At 61.1% G+C, this 16828-nt stretch carries 16 protein-coding genes; 10 read left to right on the forward strand and 6 right to left on the reverse strand.

The genetic code is table 11. The features are described from left to right. The first annotated feature begins 140 nt into the window (after positions 1–140). Entirely contained in the window at positions 141–1358 is a 1218-nt protein-coding gene (coaBC, locus tag IEX27_RS04795; RefSeq protein ID WP_188719798.1) for a bifunctional phosphopantothenoylcysteine decarboxylase/phosphopantothenate--cysteine ligase CoaBC, read from the forward strand. Between the two features lie 41 nt (positions 1359–1399). Here the strand turns inward: coaBC and rpe are convergent, their stop codons facing one another. Then, entirely contained in the window at positions 1400–2077 is a 678-nt protein-coding gene (gene rpe / locus IEX27_RS04800) for a ribulose-phosphate 3-epimerase (protein WP_188719799.1), read from the reverse strand. A 223-nt stretch (positions 2078–2300) separates the two neighbouring features. Between rpe and IEX27_RS04805 the strand changes: the two genes are divergently transcribed. The 4 genes from IEX27_RS04805 (at position 2301) to IEX27_RS04820 (ending at position 5047) form a co-directional block, all read left to right on the forward strand. After that, on the forward strand, positions 2301–2999 hold the full coding sequence (locus tag IEX27_RS04805; protein WP_188719800.1) for a DUF1045 domain-containing protein: 699 nt from the start codon (positions 2301–2303) through the stop codon (positions 2997–2999). Then, positions 2999–4138 (forward strand): alpha-D-ribose 1-methylphosphonate 5-triphosphate diphosphatase, encoded by a 1140-nt coding sequence (locus tag IEX27_RS04810; RefSeq protein ID WP_188719801.1) that lies wholly within the window; start codon positions 2999–3001, stop codon positions 4136–4138. Before IEX27_RS04805 ends, IEX27_RS04810 begins: the two co-directional genes overlap by 1 nt. Positions 4139–4146: 8 nt before the next feature. After that, positions 4147–4761 carry a phosphonate metabolism protein/1,5-bisphosphokinase (PRPP-forming) PhnN gene (gene phnN, locus IEX27_RS04815; RefSeq protein WP_244630218.1) on the forward strand — a complete coding sequence of 205 codons (615 nt, stop codon included), beginning with the start codon at positions 4147–4149 and terminating at the stop codon, positions 4759–4761. Positions 4762–4849: 88 nt separating this feature from the next. Beyond that, the gene (locus IEX27_RS04820) at positions 4850–5047 is read left to right on the forward strand and encodes a CsbD family protein (RefSeq protein WP_188719803.1); all 198 of its coding nucleotides are present in this window, start codon (positions 4850–4852) and stop codon (positions 5045–5047) included. Between the two features lie 57 nt (positions 5048–5104). On the opposite strand, the gene znuA is transcribed toward IEX27_RS04820, so the two are convergent. Next, entirely contained in the window at positions 5105–6037 is a 933-nt protein-coding gene (znuA, locus tag IEX27_RS04825; RefSeq protein ID WP_188719804.1) for a zinc ABC transporter substrate-binding protein ZnuA, read from the reverse strand. An 86-nt stretch (positions 6038–6123) separates the two neighbouring features. Between znuA and IEX27_RS04830 the strand changes: the two genes are divergently transcribed. The 3 genes from IEX27_RS04830 to IEX27_RS04840 are packed head-to-tail and all read left to right on the forward strand — an operon-like array spanning position 6124 to position 8199. Next, positions 6124–6981: an ATP-binding cassette domain-containing protein gene (locus IEX27_RS04830; protein ID WP_188719805.1), complete on the forward strand. Its 858-nt coding sequence runs from the start codon at positions 6124–6126 to the stop codon at positions 6979–6981. Next, positions 6981–7787: a metal ABC transporter permease gene (locus IEX27_RS04835; RefSeq protein WP_188719806.1), complete on the forward strand. Its 807-nt coding sequence runs from the start codon at positions 6981–6983 to the stop codon at positions 7785–7787. Before IEX27_RS04830 ends, IEX27_RS04835 begins: the two co-directional genes overlap by 1 nt. A 10-nt stretch (positions 7788–7797) precedes the next feature. Then, positions 7798–8199 (forward strand): Fur family transcriptional regulator, encoded by a 402-nt coding sequence (locus tag IEX27_RS04840; RefSeq protein ID WP_280516462.1) that lies wholly within the window; start codon positions 7798–7800, stop codon positions 8197–8199. A 42-nt stretch (positions 8200–8241) separates the two neighbouring features. Here the strand turns inward: IEX27_RS04840 and IEX27_RS04845 are convergent, their stop codons facing one another. Next, positions 8242–9210: a complex I NDUFA9 subunit family protein gene (locus IEX27_RS04845; RefSeq protein ID WP_188719808.1), complete on the reverse strand. Its 969-nt coding sequence runs from the start codon at positions 9208–9210 to the stop codon at positions 8242–8244. Between the two features lie 228 nt (positions 9211–9438). Between IEX27_RS04845 and gyrB the strand changes: the two genes are divergently transcribed. Continuing rightward, positions 9439–11886, forward strand: a complete 2448-nt coding sequence (gene gyrB / locus IEX27_RS04850) for a DNA topoisomerase (ATP-hydrolyzing) subunit B (protein ID WP_188719809.1) — start codon at positions 9439–9441, stop codon at positions 11884–11886. A gap of 65 nt (positions 11887–11951) precedes the next feature. On the opposite strand, the gene IEX27_RS04855 is transcribed toward gyrB, so the two are convergent. The 3 genes from IEX27_RS04855 to IEX27_RS04865 form a co-directional block, all read right to left on the reverse strand. Further along, positions 11952–13409: a glutamine synthetase family protein gene (locus IEX27_RS04855; RefSeq protein WP_188719810.1), complete on the reverse strand. Its 1458-nt coding sequence runs from the start codon at positions 13407–13409 to the stop codon at positions 11952–11954. Between the two features lie 63 nt (positions 13410–13472). Beyond that, positions 13473–14699 carry an NAD(P)/FAD-dependent oxidoreductase gene (locus IEX27_RS04860; RefSeq protein ID WP_188719811.1) on the reverse strand — a complete coding sequence of 409 codons (1227 nt, stop codon included), beginning with the start codon at positions 14697–14699 and terminating at the stop codon, positions 13473–13475. Next, complete coding sequence (locus IEX27_RS04865) at positions 14696–15025, reverse strand: 2Fe-2S iron-sulfur cluster-binding family protein (protein ID WP_188719812.1); 330 nt, start codon at positions 15023–15025, stop codon at positions 14696–14698. Before IEX27_RS04865 ends, IEX27_RS04860 begins: the two co-directional genes overlap by 4 nt. Before the next feature lie 292 nt (positions 15026–15317). Between IEX27_RS04865 and IEX27_RS04870 the strand changes: the two genes are divergently transcribed. Continuing rightward, positions 15318–16676 (forward strand): aromatic ring-hydroxylating dioxygenase subunit alpha, encoded by a 1359-nt coding sequence (locus IEX27_RS04870; protein ID WP_188719813.1) that lies wholly within the window; start codon positions 15318–15320, stop codon positions 16674–16676. Positions 16677–16828: the final 152 nt, after the last annotated feature.

The following is a 16828-nucleotide window of genomic DNA, read 5'->3' on the forward strand; positions in this document are numbered from 1 at the left end:
GAGCCCCGCGTGTCATGCACGCGGGGCTTTTTTGTTGGTGGAGGCTTGTCGAGCTTAAGCGCCATTCATCGCCCGGCTTCTTCCCAATAAGGCAGAAATCCGCCATACGAAGAGAAGGCATCTAAGGGGAACACAATCCCGTGGCAGGAAAACGCGTTCTTTTGATCATTGGCGGCGGCATTGCTGCCTACAAGTGTCTCGACCTCATCCGCCGGCTGCGCGAGCGCGGCTATGCGGTTCGCTGCGTCATGACGGAAGCCGCGCAGCAGTTCATCACGCCGCTCTCCGTTGGCGCGCTTTCAGCCGACCATGTCTTCCTCGACCTGTTTGATCGCGCGGACGAGCATGATGTCGGGCATATCCGGCTCTCACGTGAAGCTGACCTTATCGTCGTGGCGCCTGCAACCGCCGACCTGATGGCGAAGCTCGCCAATGGTCACGCCAACGATCTCGCATCCGCCGTGCTGATGGCTACGGACAAGCCTGTGCTGATGGCTCCTGCCATGAACCCGCGTATGTGGTCGCATCCCGCGACGCGCCGCAATCGCGTGACGCTGGAAGCGGATGGCGTCCGTTTCGTCGGCCCGAACAAGGGCGAGATGGCGGAAAGCGGCGAGGCAGGGGAAGGCCGAATGGCGGAGCCCCTCGAAATCGTGGCGGCGATCGAAGCGCTGCTCAATCCCAAGGATCAGCCCCTTGCCGGTAAGCGGATCGTCATGACGTCCGGTCCGACGCATGAGCCGATCGACCCGGTGCGCTATATCGCAAACCGTTCTTCCGGAAAGCAGGGGCACGCGCTGGCAGCTGCACTCGCGGCGTTAGGCGCTGACGTGCATCTAGTGTCAGGGCCGGTCACCATCCCTGACCCGGCTGGAGTGACGACCTATCACGTCGAGACGGCGCGCGAGATGCTGGCGCAGGTGGAAGGGCTTCTTCCGGCGGATGCGGGGATTTTTGTGGCGGCTGTCGCCGACTGGCGCACCGACAATGAAGCCTCGCAGAAGATGAAGAAGGAAAAGGGAAAGCCAGTGCCGTCACTGTCGCTGGTGGAAAATCCCGACATTCTTGCCACCATCGGACATCACGCGCAGCGTCCGGGACTGGTGGTCGGTTTTGCTGCCGAGACCAATGATGTGATCGACAATGCCAAGGGCAAGCTTGTTCGCAAGGGTGCGGACATGATCGTCGCCAATGACGTGTCACATGGCAGCGGCATCGGGCCGAGCGGGGTCATGGGTGGGGATCGCAACCGCGTCCACCTAGTCTCGGCGGATGGTGTCGAAAGCCTGGACGAGGCCAGCAAGGACGAGATCGCCCGGCAACTCGCTGCAAAGATTGCCGAGGCGCTGACGCGGTAGGCAGAAGGACCGGTGCGAAATCGAACCGGTCCTTTCACTTGTCAGGCTGCTTCCGCTGCTGCTCGGATAGCGGAGATGTTCGCGCGGTAAGTCTCTTCGCTGTTGCCCTTGAAAACGGCAGAACCGGCAACGAGGATGTTTGCGCCGGCGGCGGCAATTACCTGTGCGTTGGCTGGAGTCACGCCGCCATCCACTTCGATGTCGATCGGGCGGTCGCCCACAAGCGCTTTGACCTGGCGGATCTTTTCCAGCATGGCCGGGATGAAGGCCTGGCCACCGAAGCCAGGGTTCACGGTCATGACGAGGATGAGGTCGAGATCGTCCACCACATGCTCGATGGCGGAGACGGGCGTCGCAGGATTGAGCGAAACGCCAGCCTTGATGCCGAGGCCGCGGATCGCCTGCAGCGAACGGTGGAGGTGCGGGCCAGCCTCAGCGTGCACCGTCAGGATATCGCAGCCGGCGTCGGCAAAGGCCCCGAGATAGGGATCGGCGGGCGCGATCATCAGGTGGCAGTCGAATACCTTGTCCGTGCGATTGCGGATCGACTTCACGATGCCGGGGCCAAAGGTGATGTTCGGCACGAAATGGCCGTCCATCACATCGAGATGGATCCAGTCGGCTCCGGCCCGTGCGACGGTCTCCACTTCCTCGCCGAGGCGGGAGAAATCCGCTGAAAGAATGGAGGGCGCGATGGCGATGGGACGGTTGTTGCTCATGGCTGTTCCAGCTTGTTTGGCGTCGTCGTTCTGGATCGACTAGCGGCTCAGGTGCGGCTTGTCGAGGTGCAATCGTTTTGCAGCGGCATTGCGGCGCTCGTCCACAAACATGCGTTGCGGCTCATCAGCCGATCAGGCAAGCTCCGTGCCGCTTGCCATCTGATTTGTCCGCACCTGTTTGTCACAATAACCGTCTATGGAAGAGCGAGCGAGAGAAAACGCAATGCGCTTTGCCATCTACTACACCCCTCCAGCCGATCATCCACTGACCATGACTGCTGAACGATGGCTGCAGCGCAGCGCATTCCCGGGCAGGTCCGTGGAGCCTTTGATCGTGGAGGCGTTTTCTGGGGAAGAAATAACGGAGCTGACGGCAGAGCCGCGGCGCTACGGCTTCCATGCGACGATGAAGGCTCCGTTTCGGCTTGCTGATGGTGTGAGCCAGGCGGAGCTCAGGGCCGAACTGGAAACGCTGGCGCTTGCAAGAAAGCCCTTCGCCCAGAAGATGAAGGTTTCGCGGATCGGGCGGTTCTTTGCGATCGTGCCCGATGGGCCGTCACCCGAACTTAGCGAACTTGCGGATGAGGCGGTGAGGCGTTTCGAGCGGTTCCGCGCACCGCTGACGGACGCGGAATTCCAGCGACGGGAACCGGAGAAGCTTTCGGCATCAGAGCTGCAGAACCTGCGGACGTGGGGCTACCCGCATGTTTTCGCCGATTTCCGCTTCCATATGACACTCACGGGAAAAGTGCCGGAAGACAAAGCCGAGAAAGTGCAGTCAGTGCTCGAGACGATTTTCAATCCGCTGCTGGAGGAGCCGCTCGAAATCGGCGGGTTCGCCCTGTTCGCGCAGCCAGGTGCAGATCAGCCGTTCCATGTCGAAGTCATGAATGCCTTCGCGGCGAGAGAGGAAGTCGCCTGATGGCTGGTGAGCTGGTTCTGAGTAACGCGCGTATCGTTCTGCCTGACGAGGTCGTTCTGGGTAGCGTTGTCGTGCGCGATGGCAGGATTGCCGAAGTCAGCGAAGGTGTGGCGCGAACCGGCGAGGACATGAACGGCGACTTCATCATCCCCGGACTGGTGGAGCTGCACACCGATCACATCGAAACCCACTATGCGCCGCGTCCGGGTGTGCGCTGGAACCCCAAGGCAGCCGTGCAGGCGCATGATGCGCAGATCGCGGCTTCGGGCATCACCACTGTTTTTGACGCGCTCCGCTGCGGTATGGATGATTTTGCGGATCTGACTGGCGATGACATGGGCAAGCTCGCCGACGCGATTGTCCAGTCGAGTGCTGCGGGCACGTTGCGGGCGGAACATTTCATCCACCTGCGATGCGAGGTTTCGGCACCTGATTGCCTCGATACGTTCGAAGCGTTCCGCGAATTGCCTGCGATTCGCATGGCTTCGCTCATGGACCATGCGCCGGGTCAGCGGCAGTTCTCATCGCTGGAGAAATACGCCGAATACTACCAGAAGAAGCTGAACCTGAATGACGTGGAGTTCCGTCGCTTCTGCGCTGAGCGCGTGCGGCAGTCGGAGGAGAATTCCCGCTCCAACCGCCGGGCCATTGCCGCAGCCTCTAGCGGGCGGAATATTGTCCTCGCCAGCCACGACGATGCTACGCTTGCCCATGTCGAGGAAGCAATCGGTGATGGTGTGAGCGTGGCAGAGTTCCCAACGACTATTGAAGCGGCACTGGCCTCCCGCGAAGCCGGCATGGCTGTGCTGATGGGAGCGCCCAATCTTGTGCGCGGTGGGTCACACTCCGGCAATGTCTCTGCGCGGGAGCTGGCGGAGCGCGGCTGTCTCGACATTCTCTCTTCGGACTACATTCCGTTCAGTCTGCTGCAGGCGGGCTTCCTGGTGAGCGAACTCATCGATGGGGTGAGCCTGCCGCAAGGCATTGCCATGGTGACGCGCAATCCTGCCCGGGCGGCCGGGCTGACGGATCGTGGCGCGATCGAAGCGGGCATGCGCGCAGATCTGGTGCGCGTCGAGCTTGGAAATGGTATTCCCGTCGTTAGGTGTGTCTATCGGGAGGGGGTGCGCGTAGCGTGAATTTCATGATGTCTGAGCGAACCGATCCGCCAGAGGATTTGATCGGTGGCGGTGTCGTCGTAGCCGTTGTTGGCCCGTCGGGCGCAGGCAAGGATTCAGTGATGAACCATGCCCGCGAGCGGCTGGGCGACCTTGCGAAGGACGTTTCCTTCGTCCGCCGCGTCATCACGCGGGAAGCCAACCGCAACACGGAAGACCATGACAGCGTCGACGAGGAGAAGTTCCAGCGGATGGTGGCGGAAGGGGCATTCGCCGCGCACTGGTTCGCAAACGGTCTCTCCTACGGGCTTCCCGTTTCCATGGATCGGTTTGTCGAGGGTGGTGGTATCGTTGTGGCGAATGTTTCACGTGCGGCGATCGTTCAGCTGAGGCAGCGCTATGCGTATGTTCTTCCCGTTGTGATCACCGCGCCGGCCGACGTGCTGGCGGAGCGATTGCGCAAGCGGGGCCGCGAGGGGACCGAGGCCATTGCGGAGCGGTTGAAGCGTGCGGAAGCCAGCGAATTGGCCGTTGAAGGCGAGATGACCATCGTCAATGATGGTACTCTGGATGAAGCAAGCGAGAAGTTCATCGCGGCGCTGCGCAAAGCCCGCGCGTGGAGCGATGTCGCCGATTCACTCTGAGATCCTGTTCGAAGAAGATGTTCAAGGCTGGAACCATCGACTGTTAAACACGTTGGAATGACAACGATCACAGCAGAGGAACCAGATCATGAATTGGAACCAGGTCGAAGGTAATTGGGAAGAGTTCAAGGGCAAGGTGCAGAAGCAGTGGGGCAAGCTCACCAACGATGATCTTGATGTTATCAAGGGTAATCGCAAGGAGCTCTCCGGTAAACTGCAGAAGCACTATGGAAAGGCTCAGGAAGACGTAGAACGCGAGATCGACGACTGGTCGAGCCGGCTCTAAACTCTTGGTCTAGCTGATCAATGATGGCCTGCGGCTGAAGAAGCCGCAGGCCATTTTCTATTGCGCCATGCAATCCACGAAGGACGTGGCGAGGCTTTCGATCATGTTGAAATAGAGGTCGGGGCCGTCTTCCAGGTTCGCACCGAGCGGGTCGAGCTGGCCTGCCTTGGCATTCGTACCCTCGGTCACCACGGTGACGATCCTCGGCTCAAACTGCGGTTCGGCGAAGACGCAGGCTGCATTCGCTGACGCAATTTTCTCCTGGATTTCCTTGACGCGCTGGGCGCTTGGCGGCGCCTCCGGATTGACGCTGATGCTTCCGGCCGGCTGGAGCCCGAAACGGTCTTCAAAGTAGTGATAGGCGTCGTGGAAGACGATGAAGCGCTTTTCCTTCACGCTCGCAAGCCTGGCGTTCGTCTCCTCGATCAATGTTGCGAGACGCTGGTCCACCGCTTCTGCATTCTGCTCATACGTCGAAGCATTGGTAGGATCAGCCTCAGAGAGCGTCTTTGCCACTTGCTTCACGATCACCCGCGCATTTTCAGGATCAAGCCAGAGGTGCATGTCCTTGCTGCCGTGATCGTGATCGTGATCTTCATGCGCGTCATGATCATGGTCATGGTGCTCGAATGATCCGCCTTCGCGAACATCAAGCAGGGTCAGGCCTTGCGTTTCCGACAAGGTGACGACAGTAGCGTTCGCCGCGAGCGACTCGAGCGGTTTTGTAAGAAACGTCTCCAGTTCATCACCGACCCAGAAGACCACCTTCGCCCCTTCAAGCATCCGGGCTTCCGAGGGGCGGAGCGAATAGGTGTGTGGAGAACCGGCGCCCTTCACCAGTAGATCCGGCTTTCCGGTATCACCCATGACAGCGGCAACAAGCGAGTGGATCGGCTTGATGGAGGCTACGACGCCGTCCATCGCCATAGTGGAACTGGCAAGAAAGATGCTGGCGAATGCGGTGGCGGCGGTGAGCTTTAGGGTTTTCATCGTGCCTCTGTATGTAATAACATAACGTCCAGTTGTGTTATGCTATAACGTATGGCATAGGGTGCTGCAAGACAGCGGGAACAAAAATGCGCGCAGACCACGGCAAGTCAGAAACCCTGGTGGAACTTTCCAATGCGGGGCTCCATCGCGGCGGGCGCTGGCTCGTGCGCGGTGTGGATCTTGCGGTTCGCCGCGGCGAGATTGTCACGCTCATCGGCCCGAACGGGTCCGGCAAGAGCACCACGATCAAGATGGCGCTGGGCATCTGGAAACCCGATGAGGGCGCCGTGAAGTCCAAGCCGGCCCTGCGCGTCGGCTATGTACCGCAGAAGGTGGCGATCGACTGGACGCTGCCGCTGTCGGTCGAGCGGCTGATGACGCTCACCGGGCCGCTGCCAGAGTCGCGCATCCGGGAAGCCATGCAGGCGGCGGGTATAGAACATCGCGCCAAGGCTGAAGTGCAGACACTTTCTGGAGGTGAGTTTCAGCGCGCGCTGCTGGCGCGTGCGCTCGCCCGTGAGCCGGAGCTTCTCGTGCTGGACGAACCCGTTCAGGGCGTGGACTTTACCGGCGAGATCGCAATCTACCAGCTCATCCGCGAGATCCGCGATAGGATCGGTTGCGGCATTCTTCTGATCTCTCACGACCTCCATGTGGTAATGGCGGAGACGGATACGGTGGTTTGCCTGAATGGCCACGTCTGCTGTCGCGGTGCACCCGCGCAGGTGCTGGAAAGCCCGGAATATGTTCGCCTGTTTGGTGCTCGCGCTGCCGAGACACTGGCGATCTACCGGCATCATCACGACCATACGCATCTTGCCGATGGAACGGTGCGGCTGGCGGACGGAACAATTACCGACAGCTGTGGGCATGACGACCATCATCATCACCACCATCATGACCATGATCACTCGCATGGGCATCAGCACAAGGGAGACGCGTGATGCTGGATGATTTCTTCACGCGCGCGCTCATCGCCGGTGTCGGCATCGCGCTGGCGGCGGGGCCGCTCGGCTGCTTCGTCGTCTGGCGGCGGATGGCCTATTTCGGCGACACCATGGCCCATTCGGCACTGCTCGGCGTCGCGCTGGCGGTCATGTTCCAGATCAATGTCGTTGCAGGCGTTTTCGTGGTCGCGACTGTCGCCTCGCTCGCACTGCTGCTGCTGCAAAAGCAGGAAGCGCTCTCAACGGATGCGTTGCTCGGCATTCTGTCCCACTCCACGCTCGCCATCGGTCTCGTTATGGTTGCCTTCATGAGCACCGTCCGGTTCGACCTGATGGGCCTGCTGTTCGGCGATATTCTCGCCGTCTCGAAGCTTGACCTCGCGCTGATCTGGGGCGGCGGGGCTGCAGTGCTCGCCATCCTGGCGTGGCTCTGGAAGCCGCTGCTTGCCGCGACGGTCAATCCGGAGATCGCCGAAGCCGAGGGGCTTCGCCCGGAACGCGCACGGATCATCTTCATGCTGCTGATGGCGGCCGTGATCGCGATCGCGATGAAGGTCGTCGGCATCATGCTCATCACGTCGCTGCTGATCATTCCGGCGGCAACGGCGCGGCGGCTTTCCGCAACGCCCGAAATGATGGCTATCGTTGCGGCGCTGGCCGGAGCTGTAGCCGTGGTCGTGGGCCTAACCGGCTCCCTGCAGTTCGATACGCCGTCCGGTCCCTCGATCGTGGTGGCGGCGCTTTTGCTTTTCCTCCTCAGCATTGCCCGGCTCCCATGGCGGGGCCGGCGGGAGACCATCTGAAATGACAGCCCTGTCGCATCCTGATCTGACCCGGAACCAGGCCCTTGTGCTGAAGGCGCTAGACAGCGCCGAGGGACCGCTTGGCGCCTACGCCATTCTTGACGCGCTGCGAGACAAGGGTTTTCGGGCGCCGCTGCAGGTCTATCGCGCGCTCGACAAGCTGTTGGAGTTCGGTCTCGTACATCGCCTCGAGAGCATCAATGCGTTCGTCGCCTGCGCGCACCCGGAATGCCATGCGCATTCAACCATCGCCTTCGCGATCTGCGAGAAGTGCGGGAAGGTGTCGGAGTTCGGCGACAAGGAAGTGGAGGGACGGCTCGAAAGCTGGGCCAGGGCGCACAACTTCAAGGCCTCGAAGACGACGATCGAGATCCGCGGCCGCTGTGAAAAATGCGCCGAAGAGGCGGCTTGACCCGCAAATGAAAAGAGCGCCCCGAGAGGCGCCCTTAAAGTTTCAGGCCTGCGGCTGCGTGAACTGGCCGGTCGGACGGTAGGTCCAAAGATAGGTCGGCAGGATCGCGTGCAGCGAGTGGCGCTCGACACCCATGGCCTCCAGCGTGCGGCCTTCACCCTTGGCTGCATCAGAAACGACATTGTCGGTCTGCAGCATGTTCACCTGATCAACCGTCAGAAGCGGCTTCGGCAGCATGCCGAGGATGCTCGCCTGAAGGCGGGCGATCGACCACGGGATGGATACGAGCATCTTCTTGCGGCCGATGATCTCCAGCATGTCTTCCATGCACTCGCGGAACGTCAGGACGTGCGGTCCGCCGAGTTCGTAGGTGCCAGCGGCAAGCTCGCCGTCAGCCGCCTTCGCGTAGGCTTCGGCAACGTCAGCTGCATAGACCGGCTGGAATTTGGTGTGTCCGCCGCCGATCAGCGGAATGAAGGGCGACAAGCGGGCCATGTTGGCGAAGCGGTTGAAGAACTGGTCTTCCGGGCCGAACACGATGGATGGGCGCATGATGACGGCATCCGGCATGGCCTTCAGCACGGCCTGTTCGCCATGGGCCTTGCTGCGGGCGTAACCGGCAGAAGACTGGATGTCGGCACCGATTGCCGAAGTGTGGGTCAGTGTTGCGCCAGCAGCTGCGGCTGCTTCAGCAACGGCGCGGGCGCCTGCCACGTGGAGCGCGCCGTAGTTCTGGCGGCCCGACTCGTAGAGGATGCCGACGAGGTTGATGACGTGGTCCGCACCGGCGACAGCGCGATCCACCGACCAGCGGTAGCGCAAGTTCGCCTGGATCGGCTGCACCTGACCCATGTTGCCGAGGGTCTGGACCCAGATTGCCCTGTGCGGATCGCGACAGGCCACGCGAACACGATATCCCCGGCGCGCAAGCGCCTGTACGACGTAGCGGCCAAGGAAGCCGGTACCGCCGAAAACCGTTACAAGCTTGGGTTTATCGCTGATCATGACCATAGATGCCTCGAGGTGGGCTCAACATAAATCTTCAGGCCGCTTCATAATCCCCTTTGCTGCCAAACGCAAAGGGTAGAAGCACTTCGAAATTCCCCGATACCCCCAATTGATTCGGGGCTGAAACTTGGAAAAATGAGCTGAAAAGCCTATATGTTAGCTGTGCGAAGGCCCTCGATTCGTCGCGCTCCTGCGATGCCTTCAGAAAAGCCTCCATGACGAAAGCTGTTCATGAACGACACGCCAGAAACTAACCGCGGCGCTAACGCCGAATATGGTGCTGAATCAATCAGGGTGCTGAAGGGGCTCGATGCCGTCCGCAAGCGTCCCGGCATGTATATCGGTGACACGGATGACGGATCCGGCCTCCACCACATGGTGTATGAGGTGGTCGACAACGCGATCGACGAGGCCCTCGGGGGCTGGGCGACGCGCGTCACGGTTACTCTCAATCCCGATGGTTCCTGCACCGTTACCGACAACGGACGCGGCATTCCTACCGGCATCCATAAGGGCGAAGGGGTTTCCGCGGCTGAAGTGATCATGACGCAGCTGCACGCGGGCGGCAAGTTCGACCAGAACTCCTACAAGGTCTCTGGTGGTCTGCACGGCGTGGGCGTTTCGGTGGTGAATGCGCTGTCGATCTGGCTCAAGCTCAAGATTCGCCGTGACGGCAAGATCCATGAGATGAGCTTCACGCATGGTGTGGCGGATGCGCCGCTGGCCGTAACCGGCGCGTGCGGCGATGAAACCGGAACCGAAGTGACGTTCCTGCCGTCGCCCGAGACCTTCACCATGGTGGAGTTCAACTTCGAGACGCTGGAGCGGCGTCTGCGCGAGCTCGCGTTCCTGAATTCCGGCGTGCACATCGTGCTGACGGATGCGCGCCATGCGGATCCGAAGGTGCAGGAATTCGTCTACGAGGGCGGTATCGTCGAGTTCGTGAAGTACATCGACCGTGCCAAGAAGCCGCTGATCACCGAGCCGATCTCGATCGGAAACGAGAAGGACGGCATCACGGTAGAAGTGGCCATGTGGTGGAACGATTCCTACCACGAGACGGTGCTCGCCTTCACCAACAACATTCCTCAGCGTGACGGCGGTACGCACCTTGCCGGCTTCAGGGCGGCGCTTACGCGTCAGGTCACGTCCTATGGCGAGAGCTCCGGCCTCACCAAGAAGGAAAAGGTTTCGGTCACGGGTGACGACTGCCGCGAAGGCCTGACGGCCGTGCTGTCGGTCAAGGTTCCGGATCCCAAGTTCTCCTCCCAGACCAAGGACAAGCTGGTTTCGTCGGAAGTCCGTCCGGTCGTCGAAAGCCTCGTCAACGAGGCGCTTGCTACCTGGTTCGAAGAGCATCCGGCTGAGGCGAAGGTGCTGGTCGCAAAAGTGATCGAAGCAGCCGCAGCCCGCGAAGCCGCGCGCAAGGCGCGCGAGCTTACCCGCCGAAAGGGTGCGCTCGATATCGCATCACTGCCCGGCAAGCTCGCGGATTGTCAGGAGCGGGATCCGGCCAAGTCCGAAATCTTCATCGTCGAGGGTGACTCCGCAGGCGGCTCAGCGAAGAGCGGACGTTCGCGCAAGAACCAGGCGATCCTGCCGCTGCGCGGTAAGATCCTGAACGTCGAGCGCGCGCGTTTCGATCGCATGCTGTCGTCCGAGATGATCGGCACGCTGATCACGGCGCTTGGCACCGGCATTGGCAAGGACGAGTTCAACGCGGACAAGCTGCGCTACCACAAGATCATCATCATGAGCGATGCTGACGTGGACGGTGCACATATTCGTACGCTTCTGCTCACCTTCTTCTTCCGGCAGATGCCGGAGATCATCGAGCGCGGCCACCTCTATATCGCGCAGCCGCCGCTCTACAAGGTGACGCGCGGCAAGTCGTTCCAGTACATCAAGAACGAACTGGCCTTCGAAGAATTCCTGATCGATTCCGGTCTGCAGGATGCCAAGCTGGAGCTTGCCAATGGCGAGGTCCGTTTTGCTGGCGATCTGCGTGAGATCGTTGAGGAAGCCCGCAGCCTGCGCACCCTGGTGAACGGTTTGCACACCCGCTACAACCGTTCAATGGTCGAGCAGGCGGCAATTGCCGGTGCACTCAATGCCGACGTTCTGAAGGACCCGGAGAAGGCCGCGGCTGCTGCTGCCTATGTGGCGCGCCGCCTGGATCTGATTTCCGAAGAGACGGAGCGGGGCTGGGAAGGCCGCGTCAATCCTGACTACGAAGGCGTTGGCGGTTACCAGTTCGAGCGTACGGTGCGTGGCGTGCGTGACATCGTCGTGCTCGACGCTGCGCTGATCAATTCAGCCGACGCGCGGGCGATCGACCGTTATACGCCGAGGCTGCAGGATGTGTTCGCGAAGCCTCCGGTTCTGCGTCGCAATGACAAGACCGAGCCGGTGACAGGTCCTGTCTCGCTACTTGAGGCCGTGCTTGCAACGGGCCGCCGTGGCCTCACCGTCCAGCGATACAAGGGACTGGGCGAGATGAACGCGGAGCAGCTTTGGGAGACCACGCTCGATCCGAACGCGCGTTCGCTGCTGCAGGTGAAGGTCAACGATGCGACCGACGCCGATGCGCTCTTCGCACGGCTGATGGGTGACGAAGTCGAACCCCGCCGCGAGTTCATCCAGGACAATGCGCTTTCAGTGGCGAACCTGGATATCTGATCCTTCGCACAAGAAACAAAAAAGGCCGCCCGAGAGAGCGGCCTTTTTCTTGTCCTGCAGGAAAATCAGAACAGCGAGAAGTACTCGCGTTGCTCCCACTCCGAGACCGTCATCAGGTAGCGGCTCCATTCGGCGCGCTTGATGTGCGAGAAGTATGAGACGAAGTCTCCGCTGATAGCCGTCTTGTAGAACCCGTTGGCCTCAAAGGCCTCGATCGCTGCGATCAGGCTGGTGGGCAGAATGCGGGCATCGCTGTCATAGGGCGTTTCGACAGGCTCGGGCGCCTTGGCGTGACGCTCTATGCCATCGAGACCCGAGAGGATCTGCGAGGCGAAGTAGTAGTAAGGGTTGGCGGCCGGTTCAGCGATGCGGTTTTCGATGCGGCTCGCCTTGTCGCCGTGAGCGATGAGTGCGCGGATCATCGTTCCCTTGTTATCACGGCCCCACTGGATGCGGTCCGGCGCCAGCTGGAACGCCTGGTAACGCTTGTAGCCGTTGACGGTAGGCGTGGTCAGTATGCAGCTCTCGGCGGCATGGTCCAGAAGTCCGGCGATCCAGGCGCTGGCCGTCGGCGTCAGCAGTTCGTCGCCTTCGGGCATGAACAGGTTGCGGCGGGACTCCAGATCAACGATCGACTGGTGCAGGTGCCAGCCGCTGGCCATGCCGTTTTCCACCTTGGGGCGGCACATGAAGGTCGCGTGGAGGCCCATACGGGCACAGACCTGCTTCACCGTCGAGCGGAACAGCATCATCGTGTCCGCGTGGTTCATGGGTGAGTCCGGCTCGAAGGTGAACTCGCACTGGCTGGGGCCGAATTCCGCCTCCATGGAGCGGACCGGCATGCCGAGTTTCTGGCAGGCGCGGCGCAGTTCATCCATGACGAACTCGAGCGAGTCGTAACGGGCCTCGGTCAGGTACTGGTAGCCGTGGGAGATCAGGCTTGTCTCCGGCGGGTTGCCCGGCATGCCACCGTCGCCGTGTTCAAGGCGAGGGTCATCAAGGCGGAAGACGTAGAACTCGACCTCGAGGCCGCAAACCATGTCCATACCGCGCTGGTTGAGGCGGCTTACAGCATTGCGCAGGATGTGCCGCGAGCCAAACGGGAAGGGGCGACCGTCCTTGAAGTAGACGTCGCAAAGAAGCCAGCCGCTGTGGGATGACCAGGGAAGGACGCGGAAAGTGGCCGGATCGGGAACAAGCAGCACATCGCCCGCGCCGGTCAGCTCGCTGATGCCATGGCCCGCGTCCTTGCCCCAGACGGAGAAGACGGTGCGGTGCGAGGTGTCTTTTAGGAGGAGGGTGGAAGTGATCGGCACGCCGTTGCGGAAAATGCCCTCGACCTGACTGGCGACGATGGTCTTGCCGCGCACCACGCCGTGCTGGTCGGCGAAGGCAATTCGGATCGTCTCCAATCCCGACGCGCGAATCTGTTGCACGACCTCCTCGGCCTGCGCGAATTGCGCGGGCGACAACAGGCCACGCTCAGCGACAAAACCGTTGGTGAGCTCCACCTTGCTGTTCATAGTTCCCCCTCCGTCCGCCTCCTGCCTCTTTGCGGAGTCGTTTTCCTGCTGGTTGAGCTGCGGTTATGGTTTCGCCACCGCCTTCATCAAAGGCACACTCGCATCGGCAGCCAGGTTCATGTCGAGCGGTGCGCCCTCAGCGATCAGGCGGCGTGCGGCCATGTGGTCGGCCGCGCGGTTAATCGAGAACAGGGCGACCAGCCGCCCGTCCATGGTCTCAAGGACGGAGAAGGCATTGCCCTCGACGTCGCCGCGAATGGTCTGGACGGCGCCCGGCCGTGACAGGCCTGCCATCTGCACCTTCAGGTCGTACTGGTCGGTCCAGAACCACGGCACGACCGGCGCCGGAGCATCCTGGCCGAGCATGTGAGCAGCAACCGCCTTGGCCTGGTCTACTGCGTTCTGCACGGATTCGAGCCGCATTGGCTCGTTCACCAGCATGTTGGCGGAGGCAGCAACGTCGCCCAACGCGTAGACGTCCTCGATGGAGGTGCGGCCAAACTCGTCCACCTCGATGCCGCCGGCGATCATGTTGAGCCCAAGTGGCGCGAGAAGCGCGAGGTCTGCCTCGCCGCCGATTCCGACAAGGGCCATGTCAGCCTTGATGCGCGTGCCATCCGCCAGGCGGATGGCATGCAGCTTGCCGTCGGCGCCCTCAAACTCGGCGAAGTTGGCATTGAAGTGGAACTGGACATTGTGGCCCGCATGGTAGTCACGCAGGAAGTCGCCAACCGAAGCGGGAAGTGCACGCATGAGCAGCCTCTCGCGTGCTTCGATAACCGTCACGTTCTTGCCGAGCTTTGCGGCCGTCGAGGCGAATTCGAGGCCGATGAAGCCGCCGCCGATGATGACGATATCCCGCGCGTCCAGCATGGCCTGCTTCAGCCGCAGCACGTCGCCCAGCGAGCGCAGGGTGAAGATGTTCTGAAGATCCGAACCCGGGGCCTTCAGCTCACGCGCCTTGGAGCCGGTGGCAAGGATCAGTCTGCTGAAATTCTGAACGCCGGAACGAGCTGCAAGCCGCCTGGTGGTGAGATCGATCGAAGTTACGGGGTCGGAGAGCCTGAGGTCGATCCCGTGGTCCTCATAGAAGGCAGGGCCGCGCAGCAGGATCTGGTCCAGATCCTTTTCGCCGGACAGGAAGGCTTTCGAGAGCGGCGGGCGGTGATAGGGAAGAACATCCTCGGCGGAGTAGAGAATGATCTTGTCTTCGCACCCCAATTGCCGAAGCGATGCGGCAAGCTGTACGCCTCCGTGGGAGGCTCCGATGATTACGATGGGTGCGCTCAAAACTGGCTCTCCGGAATGATGAAGACCGTGTTCTCCAGCTCAGCCGTCACGCGGAGCTGGCAGGATAGCCTGCTTGTAGACCGCCGTTCGGCTGTGGCCATGTCCAGCATGTCATCCTCTTCTGATGACATAGGCTGTAGCAATTCTTGGGGCACTTTGTCAGTGTAAACATGGCAGGTTGCACAGATGCACGCGCCGCCACACTCAGCCTCGATGCCGCTGACGTTGTTCATGACGGCGGTTTCCATGACGCTGGCACCGATCTTCGCGCCGACCTCGCGGAGGCCCTGGGGCGTCTCAAAGAAAATCGTCACCGTGCCGCTCATGCACCCCTCATCGTCTTTGTGATCGATAATCGAACAACGTACGCTTTATCGAGCAGTATTTGTATTCAGGATTGTTTCTGCCTGTCAATCGCCGAAAGCCATGCATCGGCGCTTGCATTTTCGAAGCGATTTCACTTCAATGGTTCTGACAGATCGAAGCATATTCGGACAATAGTTCGATAATCGATCAAACAGGTGCCGCGGCGGTTGGATGACTTGACGTTTGGTCAGCGCGCACTTTGTCTTGAAAGAGATGCACTTCGGTGCGGAGGTTTGGGAAGGAGCAGCAGCCATGATGAGCCAAGAGCAGAACGACCTGATCACCCGGATCGGGCCAAATACTCCAGCGGGCAAGCTGATGCGCAAGTACTGGCAGCCGGCTGCCCTCGTCGACGAGCTGGAAGGGCCACGTCCGATCAGGCCTGTGCGGCTGCTGGGTGAAAACTTCGTGCTCTTCCGTGACGAGCAGGGCCGCTACGGTCTCATCGATCGCGATTGCCCGCACCGCGGCGCAGACCTTGCCTTCGGGCGGCTGGAGAATGGCGGCCTGCGCTGCTCGTTCCACGGCTGGCTGTTCGACGTGGACGGCAATTGCCTGGAAACCCCTGCGGAACCGGCCAATTCCAACCTCTGCAAGAACATCAAGCAGCGCGCCTATCCCGTGGTGGAGAAGAGCGGCATCCTCTGGGCCTATCTTGGCGAGGGTGAGCCGCCGGCGTTCCCGGAGATTGACTGCTTTGTCGCTCCGGACGCCTATACCTTCGCCTTCAAGGGCAAGATGGAGTGCAACTGGCTGCAGGCGCTGGAGGTTGGCATCGACCCTGCGCATGCATCGTTCCTGCATCGCTTCTTCCACGACGAGGATCCAAACGACGCCTACGGCAAGCAGTTCCGCGCGGCTTCTGCGGACAGCGACCTCCCGATGACCAAGATCCTGCGCGAGTATGATCGCCCGATCATCAATGTCGAGCGCACGGAATACGGTCTGCGCATCATCGCGCTGCGCCAGATCGATGAGGAGCGTACGCACGTGCGCGTGACGAACCAGCTGTTCCCGCATGGCTTTGTCATTCCGATGAGCGCGGACATGACCATCACCCAATGGCACGTGCCGATCGATGACGAGAACTGCTACTGGTACGCGATCTTCACGAGCTACGGCCAGCCGGTCGACAAGAAGAAGATGCGCGACCAGCGGCTGGAGCTCTACGAGCTGCCTGACTACGTATCGCGCAAGAACAAGTCCAACGACTACGGCTTCGATCCGCACGAGCAGGAGACCGAGACCTATACGGGCATGGGCGCGGACATCAACGTCCACGATCAGTGGGCGGTGGAGTCCATGGGCAAGATCCAGGACCGCACGCGCGAGCATCTTGGCACGTCTGACAAGGCGATCATCCAGTACCGCCGCATGCTGCGTCAGGAGATCGACAAGGCCGCCAATGGCGGGGAGCCGATGCTGTTCCTGGACGAGGGCTCCGCACGCAGCGTGCAGGGTCCTGCCACGATGGACGGCATCGGTCCGACACGCGGCTGGGAAATCTACTGGATGGAAGTGGACGTGAAGCGCCGCCGTGGTGCGCCGTGGGCGGCTCCTGTCCCTGAAGAGATTGCCGAGAAGGTTCCGCATATCTCGGCAGCGGAGTAAAACTTACGCTGAACTTACAGATGACCCGCAAGCAGCCTCGCTTGCGGGTTTCTTGTTGGCGAGCTCATTACGGTGGAAGCCGGTATAGTCAGCGGCGGCGCACGAATTTCGGCCTCATTTGCAACTACTCCTGAACCGCAAGATCAAGGAGG

Source organism: Nitratireductor aestuarii, from assembly GCF_014641695.1.
In the GTDB taxonomy this organism is placed as follows: Bacteria; Pseudomonadota; Alphaproteobacteria; order Rhizobiales; family Rhizobiaceae; genus Chelativorans; species Chelativorans aestuarii.

Coding starts and splice junctions, on each gene's coding strand:
- rpe (WP_188719799.1), bottom strand. CDS start 2,077: ATGAGCAACAACCGTCCCATCGCCATCGCGCCCTCCATTCTTTCAGCG.
- znuA (WP_188719804.1), bottom strand. CDS start 6,037: ATGAAAACCCTAAAGCTCACCGCCGCCACCGCATTCGCCAGCATCTTT.
- IEX27_RS04870 (WP_188719813.1), top strand. CDS start 15,318: ATGATGAGCCAAGAGCAGAACGACCTGATCACCCGGATCGGGCCAAAT.
- phnN (WP_244630218.1), top strand. CDS start 4,147: ATGTCTGAGCGAACCGATCCGCCAGAGGATTTGATCGGTGGCGGTGTC.
- IEX27_RS04845 (WP_188719808.1), bottom strand. CDS start 9,210: ATGGTCATGATCAGCGATAAACCCAAGCTTGTAACGGTTTTCGGCGGT.
- IEX27_RS04810 (WP_188719801.1), top strand. CDS start 2,999: ATGGCTGGTGAGCTGGTTCTGAGTAACGCGCGTATCGTTCTGCCTGAC.
- gyrB (WP_188719809.1), top strand. CDS start 9,439: ATGAACGACACGCCAGAAACTAACCGCGGCGCTAACGCCGAATATGGT.
- IEX27_RS04805 (WP_188719800.1), top strand. CDS start 2,301: ATGCGCTTTGCCATCTACTACACCCCTCCAGCCGATCATCCACTGACC.
- IEX27_RS04865 (WP_188719812.1), bottom strand. CDS start 15,025: ATGAGCGGCACGGTGACGATTTTCTTTGAGACGCCCCAGGGCCTCCGC.
- IEX27_RS04820 (WP_188719803.1), top strand. CDS start 4,850: ATGAATTGGAACCAGGTCGAAGGTAATTGGGAAGAGTTCAAGGGCAAG.
- IEX27_RS04855 (WP_188719810.1), bottom strand. CDS start 13,409: ATGAACAGCAAGGTGGAGCTCACCAACGGTTTTGTCGCTGAGCGTGGC.
- IEX27_RS04830 (WP_188719805.1), top strand. CDS start 6,124: ATGCGCGCAGACCACGGCAAGTCAGAAACCCTGGTGGAACTTTCCAAT.
- IEX27_RS04835 (WP_188719806.1), top strand. CDS start 6,981: ATGCTGGATGATTTCTTCACGCGCGCGCTCATCGCCGGTGTCGGCATC.